The organism is Cellvibrio sp. PSBB023 (assembly GCF_002007605.1).
Taxonomy (GTDB): Bacteria; Pseudomonadota; Gammaproteobacteria; order Pseudomonadales; family Cellvibrionaceae; genus Cellvibrio.
This window is the reverse complement of sequence record NZ_CP019799.1, coordinates 1264515-1279984: the sequence shown is the minus strand read 5'-3', so window position 1 is coordinate 1279984 and position 15470 is coordinate 1264515. Positions and strand designations below refer to the sequence as shown.

Genomic DNA, 15470 nt, shown 5'->3' with positions numbered 1-15470 from the left:
TATTTTAAATACGCTTAATTTTTCTCTAAAAATTTGCACTAATTGTGCCATTTTTAGTTGTCTTGAAAATGACTGGTTTTTATTGATTTTTAATTTTTTCCGCTAATTTGTGTTGAATGGCCAACATTAAAATTGCAAGGTGTTTGTTTTTCAGCAGGTCTCTTTTCTGGTGGGCTGCAGATAACCGCTTAAAGATGATTTTCTATTGAGCGCTAAAGGCATTGCAAATTGGTTATAAGTTTATAGTTATAAATTCCTTAAGAATTTGCTGCGCTGCTTTTACACTGCGCAAACATTAAGGCGCGTCCTTAACCCAACAAGCTTTCCCAGTATTGAGTAAACATCGTGAGCGAAGAAATAAAACAACCTGTAATTCTGTCATTGGAAGGTGGTAACGCCCAGCCTTTGTCTGTCAGAGCCAAAGCTTTGGTTTTTTCCGATCCAGTTTCAGCGGAACTACTGGACTATATCGAGCGAATAGCACCTAGTGAGGCACCTGTGCTCATTGGTGGTGAAACGGGGACCGGTAAGGAATTGGTCGCTCGCCATATCCATCACCTGAGCGGGCGCAAGGGGCCTTTCCTTGCGGTGAACTGTGGTGCAATTAGTGATCAGTTAGCTGAGAGTGAGTTGTTTGGCCATGAGGCGGGTTCTTTTACCGGCGCCATTGGCAAGCGTGAAGGTTGGTTTGAAGCGGCAAATGGCGGCACCTTGTTTTTGGATGAGATTGGCGATTTGCCTTTGCCCCTACAGGTTAAGTTGTTGCGTGTGTTACAGGAGCGCGAAGTCGTACGCATTGGTTCGCGTAAAAGTATTCCAGTGGATGTGCGCCTTGTGGCAGCAACCAACGTGGATTTGGATTACGCGGTTAATGCAGGGCACTTCCGCAGTGACTTGCTGTACCGCATTAATATCGCGCATGTACGCCTTCCCCCGTTGCGCGAGCGTCCTGGTGATATTATGCCCTTGGCCGATTATTTTTTGCGCACTTACAGTCAGAGAATGGGCTACAAACAGCCTACATTTTCCGAACAGTCCATTGAGTTAATGCTCAAATATGCCTGGCCGGGAAACATTCGTGAATTGGAAAATGTAATTCATTTTGCGCTGTTGGTTTCTGGCGAGGACACAATTAAAGCCGAGCATTTGAAAGTGACGGGTGGTTGGGAAAACTTGCTCACTAATCGCCAACCCAATTGGAGTGATAATGCTGCCAGGGCAAATAACACCAGTGCGATTAGCTTGAATGAAAGCCCGCTGGATGTCTTTGCTGCACAGTTGCGTCGGTTGTTCAAGCAAGGTGGGGACGATGCCTATTTTGATAGCCTTGAAAGTCTGATTGTGCATGAGGCATTTGATTTCAGTAATCATAACCAGGTACACACTGCTGCGTTACTGGGAATTTCGCGCAATGTAATGCGTACCTTGTTAAAGCGTCACGGGTTATTACGCGATTCCTCATACGAGGATACCACTCACGACTCGGAAGAGTTGGCGACAGAGCAGCGCGTAGGATGATGCTTTTTTTTGCGCAGTCTGCTGTGTGCTATTCAGCAGACTGCGCGGTGTCATACGCAGTGTGATTATGGTAAGAGGGTAAAAAATAGACTATTTAATCGGCTTTTAAAGGTTTTTTCGTGTTTTATCACCTGTTCTTGTAAATAGTGGAATGGCATGGGCTTTGCTCTTACACAAAAAGTAACGACTTGGTTATTCACTTTTACAGGAGCAATTCACAATGAGTAAATCAGAGCCACTGGATGCATTATGGTACACCCGTTGCCCGGTTCCCACCGGCTTGGGTATTGCTGTTCAAAAAGGATGGCTGGAAGAAAGTTTTAAATCCCAATGCACGCAAATTAAATCGCTGCGTGAATCAAATGATCAAGCGGTACGCGAATCCCATTTTGATCACACCTTGGTTAACTCCGTACGTCATGGTGGCAATATTCCCGCTATTTGGGCTCGCTCTGTAGGGCGCGAAACCCGTGTGCTCGGTTTGTCCTGGGCAGATGAAGTGCAACTGATTTTGACCTTGCCAGAATCGGGTATCAAAACTGTTAAGGATCTGAAAGGACGCAAATTCGGTTTGCCAAAGTGGGAACGCGTACAAATTGATTTTACCCGTGCCCAGGCACTGCGCGGTTTGGAAAATGCCCTGAAATTGGAAGGTTTAAATGTTGCTGACGTAGAACTGGTTGACTATGTCATTGGTGGTACTTACAGCGACGAGCCTGCGGTCCAATCAGAAACCGGCACCAATACTTTTAGCGGGCGGCGTCAGGGTGGTCGCAATGCGGAGCTGCTTGGATTATTGCGTGGCGAAGTGGATGCTATTTTCCTGAAAGGCGCCTCAGGTGCTCACACCGCACACCAATTTGGTTTGCATGTGGTGATTGATACCGGTTCACACCCGGATCCATTAATTCGCTCAAACAACGGTACACCACGCACACTGGCAGTTGATCTTAATTTGCTCGACAATCACTTTAATTCGGCTGTCAATATTGTTGAACAGGTATTGCGCGCCGAACAATGGGCGTGGGAAAACCCAAGTGATGCCCGTCGTTTTCTTGCCCGTGAAACCAACAGCAGTGAATATTGGGTTACCCAAGCCTACGGTGAAGATGCACACTTACGTTTAAAAACTGACTTATCAGAAACATCGATTGCAGGCTTGCAAGATTTCACCAATTTCCTACACCGCTGGAATTTTATTCCTAACGCAGTCGATGTTCGCCAGTGGATTGATTCGCGTCCGCTGGAAGCCGTACTGGCTAATGTGAAAAAATCTGCCGCTTAAGTAATTGTTTGGTATTACTCATTAAGTAATAAAAAGGGCCGGTGCAAAACACCGGCCCTTTTGGTTTTTGATTAATGCGATATTTATGCACCCTCAGGCTGCGTCACTACTGCGAGTTTATCTATACCAGCGCGTTCGATAATCACCATAATTTTTGCCACTACGCCATAAGGAACCACTTCATCGGCATTAAGGTTCAGTTTAATGTCCGGGTTGGCTGCTTTGCGGTTGATCAATTCTTGTTCCACAAATTCAATTGGAAACTCTTCCTTGTCCAGATAAATCACGCTGTTTGCATCAATACTGAGTGTTACCGGTTTTACGGGTTCCTGAATTTGTTCCGTTGCTTCTGTTTTAGGCAGGTTAACGGTAATTGAGTTGGTCATTAAAGGGGCGGTAATAATAAATACCACCAGCAGTACCAACATAACATCCACCATGGGCGTAATGTTAATTTCACTCAATACTTCATCGCTATCACTGTTGCCACTGGAAATAGCCATTATGCAAATACCTCGGGAGATTTATCAGTCGCTGCGCCAGCTTCCGTATTACGGTTAGGCAACTTGGTGGTGACGGCGGTGGGTTTAATTCGGAAGCCTGCCTTTTGTACAAGGGTTACGAAATCGGTAGCAAAATCGTCCAGGTCTGCAGCAACCAGTTTCAAACGACGCAGGAAATAGTTGTAAGCCAATACAGCAGGAATAGCGACAGCAATACCAAAACCGGTTGCGATCAAGGCATGACCGATCGGGCCTGCAACAACTTCAATGCTGGCAGAAGAGCTACTGGTGATTGCGGTGAGTGCTTCGATAATCCCGAACACTGTACCGAACAATCCAACAAAAGGAGCTGTGGTGCCAATAGAGGCCAATACTGCTAAACCACTTTCCAGCGAGCGACGCTCTTTTTGAATTTGCTGGCGCAAGTGGCGCTCCAATAAATCCTGGCGATCCCAACTGTGTTCAAGGTCATGGCCAGAGCTGGAATCGGCGTTGCGCAGTGTGCGAAATCCAACTTGTGCTACCTGTGCAGCAGAGCCCTGATGATTTTCCAATGCTGCCGCCGCATTAAGATCCGCAGCACCCCAAAAGGCTTGGGTGAAGCGACGGTTGCGTCGTGCGGCTAAAAAATTCTGTACGCCTTTAATAACAATCAGGGCCCAGACGATCACTGAAAATGCAGCCAGTAACCAGAGCGTCAGTTCAACAGCAAATGTATAGAGTTCATTCATGGTAAATCTCGCTTGAATCAAAAGTGTTAAATTTAAAAAGGTTCATTGTGTGTTACTGGGAAAGGCGGAAATCAATTGGCACTTCTACCCAGGAATCGGTTGCTGTATCTCCCAGTTTGGCTGGCACAAAACTCCAGCGCTTCACTGCTTGTATTGCAGAGTCATCCAAAATTTTCCGGCCGCTGGATTCTTTTATTTCCACCGCTTTAGGTTTGCCGTTAGCCAATACGTGTACATTTAAAATCACTGTGCCTTCCCAACCTTGTTGTTGTGCAAAGTCGGGATAGCGCGGCGCCGGATTGCGTAAATAGCCAGCGTCGGCCGTCGCTTTGGTTAACACAGGTTCAGCGGGTGGTGGCGGTGGCGCCGGCGTGGGCTCCGGCACGACGACTTGCTGGACTGGCTCCGGTTTTGGTTCTACCGGTTTCGGCGCCTCTTTTTTTACCACCGGTTTGGGTTTTTCAACTACAGGCTCAGGTTTTGGTGGTGGTGGCTCTTCTTTGGGTTGTTCCGGCTGTGGTGGTTGTTCAACCGGCGGGCGATAGAACTCAACGGTCATGGGTGGAATTTCCGCTTTGGTCAGTACCGGCTCTGGTTGGTTGGTTAGCTGCCACGCAATAGCAAGGTGTGCAGCAGCAACCAACAATAAAGTGAAGGATACAATCCCTTTGTGGGATTTAGGTGGTGTCAATTGCCCCAGCTTTTGTTGACGCGGAACCAATACCACTACATCTGCTTTTTTGCGTGTAAATACCTGCTGTTGTTGTGATGTGTCACGCACATAATGGCGTGCATGACGGCGGCTTCCTGTTGAATAAGCATGTGCGCTCATAAGTAACTCCCATCGCGTTGATGACTAACACTCATGAGTAAGACTTTGCAGAAAATATGCCATCACTAAAAAAATCCCATTGTATTGATGGGAAATCATGATTTTTTACGGCAGCAAGGAAAATGTTGTTGCTAATTCAACAGTGATGAAGTTGTGTTTAAAAATGAACAGCCATTTTGTTTGATGGTAAACATTTTGGTTTTAGGCTGGGTGTTTTCTTTTGAACACTCTGCTGGTGGAATTGTTTTATTTTGAATCTTTATTGTCTTGCGCGATTGTTTGGTATTAAGCAGCGCAAGCTGGTTCATATTTTGCTTTGCTTTTTATATAAAGCTGGCTGCGTTATTGGTTGGTCTTTCATTATTTCATTGAATGTAAAAATACTGTGGGGTTTGTGTGTTGTTTATAAGAATTATCAAGCGTGTGTTTGCCTCTATTGTGGCGTTTTCTGCTATCGGCTTTGCATCTGTTACGGTCGTCGCTCAAGACAATGTATTGCGTGTTGCGGTGGTTGCCAATGCCAGTTCCGGTGAGCTGACGTTTGCCGGTATTCCTCAGGTGGTTGCTCGCGATAGTTTATTTATCGACGCCTTGGCAAAACTCAATTATCGCGTTGAGTGGGTCCCGGTATCCACCGCAGCAGTGGCAACACTCGTCAATGAAAGTTTTGCCAGTGGCAAAATCCAGTTTGCCTTTTATGGTGATTTACCCTCGTTGATTTTGAATGCGTCGGGTGTAAACACGCGATTGGTTGTCCCTGGTAGTGTAGGGAATAATGTGTATTTGGTTGTACCCAAAGACTCAACAGCAAAAACCATTGGCGATTTAAAAGGTAAGCGTATTGCGTTGCATCGCGGGCGCCCCTGGGAGGCGACCTTTGCCAAACTGGTGGCATCGGAAGGCTTGGGGTTAAGGGATTTTCGTATTATGAATCTCAATCCGCAAGCCGGTGCAGCGGCAGTATCGGCAGGTAACGTGGATGGATTTTTTACCCTCAGTGATGCCCATGTCTTGAATGAAAAAGGGGTGGGGAAAATTATTTGGTCAACCAAGGTGGCGCCCGTGTCATGGCGTATGCGCGCAGAGTTGTGGGGCGCAGAGGCGTTTATAAATGCAAACCCGGAAATTACCCAATTGTTGGCAACGGCTACTGTGCGTGCCATGCATTGGGTGTCGCAGGAAGAAAATCAGTCGGACTATATTCGCGAGCAAGCGCGCTTGGGTATGCCGGAATCGATTATTCGCCAGGATATTCTTGATGACAATATCCCCTGGACAGATTATTGGTCGCCCTTAATCAGCCATGGACTTTTTGAGCACTATCACGCTTTGAATGAATATGCGGTGAGTGCGAAGTTGGTTCGCAAACCAGTGGCAACAGAGCAGTTAATTGACTCGCGGTTTGTACCTGCAGCCATTCAAGCTCTGCAGTTGGAGAGTTACTGGCTACCCCTTGAGGGGCGTGAATGAAATCGATTGGTTTTAATATTCGTGCTGGTGAATGGTTGAGGTTGGTGTTGTCATGGCGACTCCTATGGCCAAGCTGGTTGCCGTTGCGTCAATTGCAGCCTTTGGCTGTTTGGGTTTCACCGGCAGCGCTGTTGTTGGTGTGGTATTGGGCAGCGCGTCAGCAATGGGTGCCTGAGCAAATTTTGCCTGCGCCCGCAGCCGTGTGGGAAAGTTTTTTAGACTTAATTAACAGTGGCGAGTTACAGGATAACCTCAGCATCAGCTTATTCCGCTTATTGGTAGGCTTTGGTATAGGCGCTGTTTCCGGTTTGTTAGTGGGTGTGTTGCTTGCTATTTCCCCGGGTGTGCGTGCGTACCTTGGTTTGACTTTTGAAATGTTGCGTCATATTCCTACCCTGGTATTAATTCCCATGTTGATTTTGCTATTGGGAATTGGCGAGACATTTAAAATTGTCATTTTGGTTAAGGCTGTTTTTTTCCCGGTCGCCCAGGCAGCGACAGACGCAGTGCGCAATATTCCGCGCGGTTTTATTGAAGTAGGGCGTGTTTACCAGCTTAAGCCCTGGGATTTTTATCGCACGATTTTATTGCCGGCCACTGTGCCGCCCGTATTGACTGGAATGCGTATCGCATTGGGGCGCGCCTGGTTAATTCTGGTGGCCGTTGAATTGCTGGCTGCAGATGCTGGCATAGGGCAGATGATGGAGTTTGCCCGTCAAATGTTACGCCTGGATATTGTACTGGTGGGTGTTGTACTCACCGGAGTGATTGGTTTTAGTTTGGATAAAAGCTTGCGCCTTGTGGAGCGGCGGTTAATGCGCTGGCGTCCTGAATAACCCATAGACAAAAAGTGATGTTAACAAAGTGACAGAAAAAAATACCCATTTTGGAACAGTCAGCGCGGTTCTTCGTCGCTGGCGTGGTTTATTGCTGCCATTGGTGTTGATTGGTGTATGGCAATATACCTCAGGCCTGAGTGCTACTCATGCTTATGCATTTGTACCTTTGCAGGATGTGGGGCACACGCTGGTGTTATTGATTGAGTCCGGTGAGTTATGGATCAATTTTTACGGCAGTCTGGAGCGTACCGGTGTGGGATTGCTGTTGGGTATTGTGGTTGGTATTGGATTGGGCTTGCTGATGTATTACTCGCGAGTGGTATTGCTATTGGTAAACCCACTTTACAACGCCATTCGTCAGGTGCCCTTACTGGGGCTCACCCCGCTTATCGGCTTATGGTTGGGCAATGGTGACGAAGCAAAAGTATTTATTATCGCTCTTGCTGCGTTTTACCCTATGGTGCTCAACACCTATGAGGGTTTGCGCAACGTAGACAACCGCTTTCGTGAAGTAGGGCATATTTATCACTTTACCCGGTGGCAGCAATTTCGCTTGGTACTTTGGCCCGCTGCCTTGCCTGGTATTGTGACTGGTTTATTGCTGGCGATTCCCTTTGCGTGGATTACCTGTATTGGCAGTGAATTGTTATTTAACGCCGGAGCTGGTTTGGGAAATTTAATGATGACCGCTGAGGCCTCGGCACGCATGGATATTATTTTAATCTGTGCGCTGGTAGTAACGCTGCTCGGTGTTGTCATGAATTACGCGGTGATGCGCCTGGGTAATTATGTGTTGCGCTGGCGCGGTGTGGCGTTATAACAACCGCTATTGTTTATTTTTAATCATGGGCGATGTTATTTTTTAAACATAATTTTTTTTAACTCTGTTTGGTTTTACGCACGGATAATGATTTTTATATTTATCCGTGTTTTTTCTTCTAAACACTATTTTTTGTTTTTTTTAAAGTTATAAAAATATTTATATAAATCAACTGCATAAGTTGTTTTAAAATTAATCCAATAAATTTTGTTTTCTGGCACAGAATCTGCTGTTACCCCATTTGAAAATGATTGCACATCAAATGGAGAATACAAATGACAGAGCACAATGTTATTGATGAACCCGCCGTAGAACTTTGGTACACCCGTTGCGGTGCTGCCACCGCATCAGCACTTGCAATTCGTAAAGGTTGGTTGCAGCAGGAATTTAACCAGCCTGGCACGGTGTTGCATGCACTGCGCGATTCAACCAGCCTTGCCACACGCAATTCACACTACAACCATTCGCAGTCAGGCATGTTCCGCGAAGGTGGAAACATTCCTCCCATTTGGGCCAAGGGCACAGGGCAGGACACTGTAGTGGTTGGCATTACCTGGTTGGATGAATATCAAGGCATTCTGACCTTGGCCGACAGTGGCATTCGCACTGTGGCTGATTTAAAAGGCAAGCGTTTGGGTGTGCCTTTGCATTCGCAAGCGGTGATTGATTTTCAACGCGGCGCCGCGCAACACGGATACGAAACTGCATTGCGTTTGGCAAATTTAACCGTAAAGGATGTGACCTTGGTGGATTTGCCCGCGCCGACTTATGACACCCAGGATGGGCCGCGCAAAGAGCCGCGCGAATCCGCGCGCTCTGTGGAAGTGGCTGCACTGGAGGCGGGGGAAGTAGATGCCATTTTCCTGCGCTTTGCACGTGGTTACCGCTTATCACAAGATCCGCGTTTTCATCAGGTTATCAATATTAATGATCTGCCTGATCACCTGCAGCGCGTGAATAACGGCACGCCGCGCCCGGTGACCGTGGATCGTGCGTTCCTGGATAAACATCCTGATGTGGTTGTGCGCTACCTGGCGGTGTTGTTGGAAACCGCTGAGTGGGCCAAGGAAAATCCCGATGAAGTGATTGATTTGTTGCGTGAGGATGGCAGTGATATTACCCGCGAGGAAATTATCGGCTCCCACGGCAATGAGCTGCATCTGCATTTTGAGCCAAAATTAATTCCTGAATATGTTTTGGGTTTGGAAGTACAGAAGGATTTTCTACACCGTTGGAATTATTTTGAGAAAGATTTCAGTGTGAGAACCTGGATTGAGTTTTGGCCACTGGCGCGTGCGCAAAAATTGGTTGAGCAGCGCAAGGCCGAACGTCGCGCCGAAAAGGCCGCGTGATAGGCGGAAATTAATCACCCCAATGTTACGAGCAATGGCAGCAGCCGGGTTATTCAAGGAGCGGGTAGGGCGAGATGGAAACAGCTACCCGGTTCGCAGCCACCCCATTTAATAGTTAAAGGTAAATATTATGTCAGTCACTAACGAAGCTGAATTGATTGCTTATATCGAGCAGGCAAAATCCGATGCGATCCATGCATTTCAAACCCTGGGTAAAAATGGCACCCTGTCAGCCAGTCTCACGTTCCATATTACCCATCGTATTCCCGACACCGATCATTTGTTGAATATTCGATTTCCCGGCGGCTTGGCGCGCGATCAAAGCCCTAAAGTCAGCCTCTCTTCGTTTGCAGAAAACACAAGTTTAATTCTGCATGAGACTCGTTTGGAGGCCGATACAGTCATTCACGCCCACACCAATTTCCTGTCAGGTTGGTCACTGGCTCATAAGCCATTTCCTATTTTGTATGTTGCTGCTGCACGCCACTTGCTTGCACGCGAAATTCCCAACCATTTGGAGCGTACTCGCAGCCCGCTGGAAGTTATTCGTGAGCGTTTGGATAAGCACCCTGAATTGGCTCCGCCACCGGCATTGTTGGAATCTAACGGCGGCGCCAACTTCTGGGGCAAGGGTATTCTCAAAACGTCGGAACTGATTCTGTTTATTGAAGAAGCTGCGCGTTACCAAGCCATTGCCGAGCAAATTGGTGGTGCCCAGGTGTACACCCCAGGTGCATTGGAATTGCAGTGGAAACGCACTGGGTTATTGGAAAAGTCCTACGCTTACGCGGGCTGATTACCCTTATCAATTTACAGTTAACACATAGTTAATAATAAGCGGAGAGGGCAGTTGCACTCTTCGCTTTACTGAGAAAGAGACATTATCGTGACCAGTAAAAAACGTCAGTTGGTTCTTAACGTATTCCTTCAGCGCTTTGGTCATCATCTGGCCGCCTGGCGTCATTCATCGTCCAAAGATAACGGGCGACCCAATCTCGATTGGTGGGTGCGTGGTGCGCAACTGGCCGAAGCGGCAAAGTTCCATACTTTTTTCCTTGCCGATTTTATTGGTCGCTCCGGTGAAATTACGGCGGATACCGGACGCAGTGGTATTAGTTACCAGTTTGAACCTTTTACCTTGTTATCGGCGATAGCGACCGTCACTAAAAATATTGGTTTAGTTGCAACCGTCAATACCAATTACGATCATCCTTATCATGTTGCGCGTAAATTTACTTCGCTCGATCATTTGAGTAATGGTCGTGCAGGTTGGAATATTGTTTCATCCTATTCGCCCCACACGGCATTGAATTTTGGTTTGGATGAGCAACGTGCCCATGAAGATCGCTACGCGCGCGCAGCGGAATTTGTCGAGCTGTCCAAACGCCTGTGGGACTCCTGGGATGACGATGCCTTTGATCATCCGGATCGCGCCGCTGGTCAATTTTATGACCCGGCAAAATCTCACCCGCTGCAATTTAACGGCGAGCATTTTGCCTCCGATGGCTTGTTGGATTTTCCGCGTCCCATTCAGGGGTATCCGGTATTGGTGCAAGCAGGTAATTCTGATACCGGCCGTGAATTTGCCGCACGTATCGCGGAGATGAGCTACTGCTCGGCACAATCGTTGGATGTTGCCCAAGCATTTTATAAGGATGTGAAAAGCCGCATGGCGAAGTATGGCCGTGCGGAAGATCAATTAAAAATTACCCCTGGCTTATCGGTGGTGGTCGCAGAAACCGATCAGGAAGCGCAGGATAAATTTGGCGAATTGCAAAGCCTGGTGGATGTGAGCAACGTGCATTTTGGTGGATTTGATTTGTCGGGTTACGACGTGGATGGCCCGCTGCCGGATCTTCCTTATCAAAGCGGTGAAAATGGTCGCGGCCGCTTTCAACAGCAATTGGATTTGGCGCGCCGGGAAAATCTCTCCATCCGCCAATTGGTGTTGCGCTTTCGCGTAGCACGCGGGCATTTGCAAGCGGTAGGCTCAGTAAAAACCGTTGCCGATACGATTGAGCAATGGTTTGTAGAGCGCGGTGCGGATGGCTTTAATGTGGTGCCGCCTTATCTGCCACAAGGCTTTGAAGATTTCACGCGATTGGTGGTGCCGGAATTACAGCGACGCGGCATTTTCCGCACTGAATACGAAGGCGAAACCTTCCGTGAAAACCTCGGTCTGGATCGCCCGGAGCGCAAATCTTAATTCTCTTACGGAATACGATAACCCTATGTGGTATTACTTGATCAAGCGCCTTCTGGTAATGATTCCGACTTTATTGGGCGTACTTACGCTAACCTTTTTTGTTACCCAATTTGTACCCGGTGGCCCGGTAGAGAATATGCTCGCCACAATTGATGGCGAGAGTGCACGCACCGGTGTGGAAGGTGGCGCGAGTGGCGGCGGGTGGAGTTATAGCGGCCGACAGGGGATTGATGATCAACAAATTGCGCACCTGACAAGCCTGTATGGATTTGATCAACCATTGTGGACTCGCTACACCAATATGCTGGGTGATTTTATTGTGTTTGATTTCGGCGATAGTTACTTTCGCAATGAAAGTGTTTGGTCGCTGATTCAATCCAAATTGGGTGTTTCAGTTTCTTTGGGAATCTGGACATTTTTATTGACCTATGTAGTGTCGGTTCCACTCGGTGTTGCTAAAGCCGTGCGTGCCGGTTCTCGCTTTGATTTTGTCACCAGTTTGTTGGTACTTATTGGCTATGCCGTGCCCGGTTTTGTATTGGGCGTGCTGTTGATTGTGCTGTTTGGCGGCGGTTCTTTCTGGGATATTTTTCCCTTGCGTGGTCTAACCTCCGACAATTGGGATGATCTGAGCCTCGGGGGAAAAGTTACTGATTATCTGTGGCATGTGACCCTGCCTGTTATTGCCGCTGTGGTCAGTAGTTTTGCACTCAAGACACTGCTCACCAAAAATACCTTTCTTGAAGAAATTCGTCGTCAATATGTTTTCACCGCGCGCGCCAAAGGGTTGTCCGAACGTCGCGTATTGTGGAAGCACGTATTCCGCAATGCACTCTTGCCACTGGTTACTGGCTTTCCCGGTACCTTCATTGCTGCATTTTTTACCGGCAGCTTGCTGATAGAAACTCTCTTTTCCTTAGATGGATTGGGTTTACTTTCTTACGAGTCTATTAACAGTCGCGATTATCCAGTGGTGATGGGCAGTTTGTATTTATTCACACTCATTGCCTTGATCACCAAGTTAATTGGCGATATCGCTTATGTATTAATTGACCCACGCATTAAATTTGATTCTGTGGAGGCGCGATGAACTCTCCTGTCAGTCCACCACTCAGCCTATGGCGGCGCTTTCTGTTAAGGCGCGATGGTTCATTGGTTAACCCAGGTATCGCGAATGAACCACAGTTTCCTATAGAAAATGAGTTGCTTGGCGTTACTGAAAAGGTATCACCACGCCGACGCATTTGGTTACGTTTCAAACGCAATCGCTTGGGTTACTGGAGTTTGATTATCTTTTCCAGTCTCTATCTCTTGAGCTTGTTAGGGGAATTCATTTCTAACGATAAGCCGTTGGTAATCCATCATGAGCAAGAGTGGTATTTTCCTTTGTTTAAGGATTACCCTGAAACAGTATTTGGTGGAAAGCTGCCAATATTTGCCGATTACAATGATCCTTATATTCGAAAATTACTAGCGGAGAATAGTAGTTTTGTCATTTATCCACCCAATCCCTTTTATTACGACACACTGAATTACTATTCAGATACACGCCATTATCCAGGCCCGCCCGATGAGCAGAACTTACTCGGTACTGATATTGCCGGTTACGACATAGTTGCGCGCCTTATTTATGGCTTTCGTACCTCGGTGACATTTGGTTTGGGGTTAACCATTGTTGGGACGATTCTCGGTGTCATTATTGGTGCAGCACAAGGTTATTTTGCCGGTAAAGTTGATTTAATTACCCAGCGAGTGATTGAAATATGGGGCTCTATGCCCGAGCTGTACTTATTAATTATTTTCTCATCATTATTTGAACCCAGCTTGCTGCTGCTATTTGTATTGCTTTCCTTATTTGGTTGGATTTTCCTGTCAGATTACGTGCGTTCCGAATTTTTACGCAACCGTCAGTTGGAATATGTGAAAGCAGCAAAAGCCATGGGTTTGTCGCATATGCAAATTATCTGGCGACACATTCTTCCCAACAGCCTTACGCCCGTGATCACCTTTTTGCCGTTCCGTATGAGTGCCGCCATTATGGCCTTGGCAAGTTTGGATTTTCTGGGACTGGGTGTCCAGGCTCCTGCACCTAGTTTGGGGCAGTTACTGTTGCAAGGTAAGGAAAACCTTGATGCCTGGTGGATTGCCGTTGCTGCTTTTACGGTATTGGTTTCAACCCTTTTATTGTTGACGTTTATGGGCGAGGCGTTACGTAACGCGATAGATACCCGTATGTCCGATGTCAATACAAGCAATCATTAACTGGCGGCAATCACTCATGAGTACAAGTATTCCATTATTGGCAATAGAAAATCTCAAGATCGCCTTTGGCAACAAAATTGTTGTCGATAATCTCTCATTGCATATTGAACCCGGCGAGCGCCTGGCGCTGGTGGGCGAATCAGGCTCAGGAAAAACTATTACCGCACTGTCTATTTTACGACTGGCACAACATGCTCGAGTCAGTGGCAGCATTCGCCTACAGGGTGAGGAACTGCTGACGCAATCTGAAGAGCGTATTCGTCAGGTACGTGGTGCCGATATTGCGATGGTATTTCAGGAGCCTATGTCAGCACTGAATCCGCTGTATACCATTGGCAATCAAATTACTGAAACATTGATCCTGCATGAACATCTGTCACCGCAGGTCGCGCGCGAAAAAACCATTGCGCTTTTAGCGAGAACCGGAATTCGCGAGCCGGAACGCCGGGTAGACAGTTATCCCCATCAATTATCCGGCGGTCAATTACAGCGCGCTGTGATTGCAATGGCGCTCGCCTGCAAACCCAAATTATTAATTGCAGATGAACCTACGACGGCACTGGATATGACGGTACGTGCTCGTATTGTCAAACTCTTGCTGGACTTACAAGAGGAAGATTTGGAGCGCAACCGCCAAGCGGGAACGCCCGGCGAGGGCATGGCCATTTTACTCATCACCCACGATTTAAATCTGGTGCGTCGCTTTGCCCAGCGAGTTGCAGTAATGGAGCATGGAAAACTGCTGGAATCCAATAACACCCAAGCGCTCTTTCAGGCACCACAGCATCCTTACACCATTAAATTGTTAAACAGTATTCCGGTGCGCAATATTGTACCGGTGAAGAGCAATGCCCCTTTGTTATTGGAAACTCGTGCCTTGCGTGTGGAATACCCCAAAAAATCCACAGGTTGGCGCGGCCTGTTTCGCGATGAGCGTTTTATTGCATTGGAAGGGGCAAATGTATCCCTGCGTGCAGGCGAAACTATCGGCGTAGTAGGGGAGTCTGGCTCGGGTAAATCCACGTTGGCCCAAGCAATTTTAGGTTTGATTCGCACACGTAGTGGCGATTTACAAGTGGATGGCATTTCCTGCAATAGCTTGGCGAAACGCCAGCGACGGGAACTCTGCGCGCGGTTACAAGTGGTATTCCAGGATCCGTTTGGCTCCCTGTCTCCCCGCCACACGATTGAGCAAATTGTGGGGGAGGGGTTGCACTTGCATTTCCCTGAATTGAGTGCGGTTGAACATTATCAACGCATAGTGGATGTATTGCGCGATGTGGGCTTGCCAGAGTCGGTGCTGGAGCGCTACCCCCATGAATTTTCCGGCGGCCAGCGTCAGCGTATTGCGATTGCACGGGCGATTGTACTCAAACCCAAAATTCTGGTGTTGGATGAACCCACCTCAGCACTGGATGTGTCCATTCAAAATCAGGTGTTAGCTTTATTGGTTAACCTGCAAAAGAAATACGGATTGAGTTATTTACTCATCACCCATGACTTGCAAGTAGTGAATGCATTGGCCCATCGCCTGTATGTTTTGAAGGATGGTGTGATTGTAGAGTCTGGTGAAACGGAATCCATTATTGCCAGCCCACAACATGCCTATACCCAGGGCCTGATTCAAGCATCACTGTGAGTCCGTTGGTTTT

General features: G+C 47.4%; 14 protein-coding genes. 11 read left to right on the top strand and 3 right to left on the bottom strand.

The annotated features are described in order from the left end of the window. The first annotated feature begins 345 nt into the window (after window positions 1-345). Entirely contained in the window at window positions 346-1518 is a 1173-nt protein-coding gene (locus B0D95_RS05730; RefSeq protein WP_078042998.1) for a sigma-54-dependent Fis family transcriptional regulator, read from the top strand. 220 nt (window positions 1519-1738) lie between these two features. Continuing rightward, window positions 1739-2803, top strand: coding sequence for an ABC transporter substrate-binding protein (locus B0D95_RS05725; RefSeq protein WP_078042997.1), 1065 nt, complete (start codon window positions 1739-1741; stop codon window positions 2801-2803). A gap of 83 nt (window positions 2804-2886) precedes the next feature. On the opposite strand, the gene B0D95_RS05720 is transcribed toward B0D95_RS05725, so the two are convergent. From B0D95_RS05720 to B0D95_RS05710, 3 genes are read right to left on the bottom strand one after another with little or no spacing between them, the layout of a single operon-like run. Beyond that, window positions 2887-3306, bottom strand: coding sequence for a biopolymer transporter ExbD (locus B0D95_RS05720; protein ID WP_078042996.1), 420 nt, complete (start codon window positions 3304-3306; stop codon window positions 2887-2889). Beyond that, window positions 3306-4037, bottom strand: coding sequence for a MotA/TolQ/ExbB proton channel family protein (locus tag B0D95_RS05715; protein WP_078042995.1), 732 nt, complete (start codon window positions 4035-4037; stop codon window positions 3306-3308). Before B0D95_RS05715 ends, B0D95_RS05720 begins: the two co-directional genes overlap by 1 nt. Window positions 4038-4089: 52 nt before the next feature. Then, window positions 4090-4869 (bottom strand): energy transducer TonB, encoded by a 780-nt coding sequence (locus tag B0D95_RS05710; protein WP_078042994.1) that lies wholly within the window; start codon window positions 4867-4869, stop codon window positions 4090-4092. A 396-nt stretch (window positions 4870-5265) separates the two neighbouring features. Between B0D95_RS05710 and B0D95_RS05705 the strand changes: the two genes are divergently transcribed. From B0D95_RS05705 to B0D95_RS05665, 9 genes are all read left to right on the top strand, one after another. Then, entirely contained in the window at window positions 5266-6339 is a 1074-nt protein-coding gene (locus B0D95_RS05705; RefSeq protein WP_210403683.1) for an ABC transporter substrate-binding protein, read from the top strand. Then, the gene (locus tag B0D95_RS05700) at window positions 6336-7175 is read left to right on the top strand and encodes an ABC transporter permease (RefSeq protein ID WP_078042993.1); all 840 of its coding nucleotides are present in this window, start codon (window positions 6336-6338) and stop codon (window positions 7173-7175) included. The genes B0D95_RS05705 and B0D95_RS05700 overlap by 4 nt, the downstream gene beginning before the upstream one ends. Window positions 7176-7203: 28 nt before the next feature. Beyond that, window positions 7204-7998: an ABC transporter permease gene (locus B0D95_RS05695; RefSeq protein WP_078042992.1), complete on the top strand. Its 795-nt coding sequence runs from the start codon at window positions 7204-7206 to the stop codon at window positions 7996-7998. A 275-nt stretch (window positions 7999-8273) separates the two neighbouring features. Further along, on the top strand, window positions 8274-9350 hold the full coding sequence (locus tag B0D95_RS05690) for an ABC transporter substrate-binding protein (protein ID WP_078042991.1): 1077 nt from the start codon (window positions 8274-8276) through the stop codon (window positions 9348-9350). 130 nt (window positions 9351-9480) lie between these two features. Next, entirely contained in the window at window positions 9481-10146 is a 666-nt protein-coding gene (locus tag B0D95_RS05685) for a class II aldolase/adducin family protein (RefSeq protein ID WP_170941588.1), read from the top strand. 90 nt (window positions 10147-10236) lie between these two features. After that, the gene (locus tag B0D95_RS05680; protein WP_078042989.1) at window positions 10237-11556 is read left to right on the top strand and encodes an LLM class flavin-dependent oxidoreductase; all 1320 of its coding nucleotides are present in this window, start codon (window positions 10237-10239) and stop codon (window positions 11554-11556) included. 25 nt (window positions 11557-11581) lie between these two features. Then, complete coding sequence (locus tag B0D95_RS05675) at window positions 11582-12646, top strand: microcin C ABC transporter permease YejB (RefSeq protein WP_078042988.1); 1065 nt, start codon at window positions 11582-11584, stop codon at window positions 12644-12646. Next, window positions 12643-13818, top strand: coding sequence for an ABC transporter permease (locus B0D95_RS05670; RefSeq protein ID WP_078042987.1), 1176 nt, complete (start codon window positions 12643-12645; stop codon window positions 13816-13818). Before B0D95_RS05675 ends, B0D95_RS05670 begins: the two co-directional genes overlap by 4 nt. 16 nt (window positions 13819-13834) lie before the next feature. Beyond that, entirely contained in the window at window positions 13835-15457 is a 1623-nt protein-coding gene (locus B0D95_RS05665) for an ABC transporter ATP-binding protein (RefSeq protein WP_078042986.1), read from the top strand. Window positions 15458-15470 lie beyond the last annotated feature (13 nt).

Excerpts from the sequence above, each read along its gene's own strand:
- B0D95_RS05725 (WP_078042997.1), top strand. The coding sequence starts at position 1,739 with ATGAGTAAATCAGAGCCACTGGATGCATTATGGTACACCCGTTGCCCG.
- B0D95_RS05720 (WP_078042996.1), bottom strand. The coding sequence starts at position 3,306 with ATGGCTATTTCCAGTGGCAACAGTGATAGCGATGAAGTATTGAGTGAA.
- B0D95_RS05715 (WP_078042995.1), bottom strand. The coding sequence starts at position 4,037 with ATGAATGAACTCTATACATTTGCTGTTGAACTGACGCTCTGGTTACTG.
- B0D95_RS05710 (WP_078042994.1), bottom strand. The coding sequence starts at position 4,869 with ATGAGCGCACATGCTTATTCAACAGGAAGCCGCCGTCATGCACGCCAT.
- B0D95_RS05700 (WP_078042993.1), top strand. The coding sequence starts at position 6,336 with ATGAAATCGATTGGTTTTAATATTCGTGCTGGTGAATGGTTGAGGTTG.
- B0D95_RS05690 (WP_078042991.1), top strand. The coding sequence starts at position 8,274 with ATGACAGAGCACAATGTTATTGATGAACCCGCCGTAGAACTTTGGTAC.
- B0D95_RS05685 (WP_170941588.1), top strand. The coding sequence starts at position 9,481 with ATGTCAGTCACTAACGAAGCTGAATTGATTGCTTATATCGAGCAGGCA.
- B0D95_RS05675 (WP_078042988.1), top strand. The coding sequence starts at position 11,582 with ATGTGGTATTACTTGATCAAGCGCCTTCTGGTAATGATTCCGACTTTA.
- B0D95_RS05670 (WP_078042987.1), top strand. The coding sequence starts at position 12,643 with ATGAACTCTCCTGTCAGTCCACCACTCAGCCTATGGCGGCGCTTTCTG.
- B0D95_RS05665 (WP_078042986.1), top strand. The coding sequence starts at position 13,835 with ATGAGTACAAGTATTCCATTATTGGCAATAGAAAATCTCAAGATCGCC.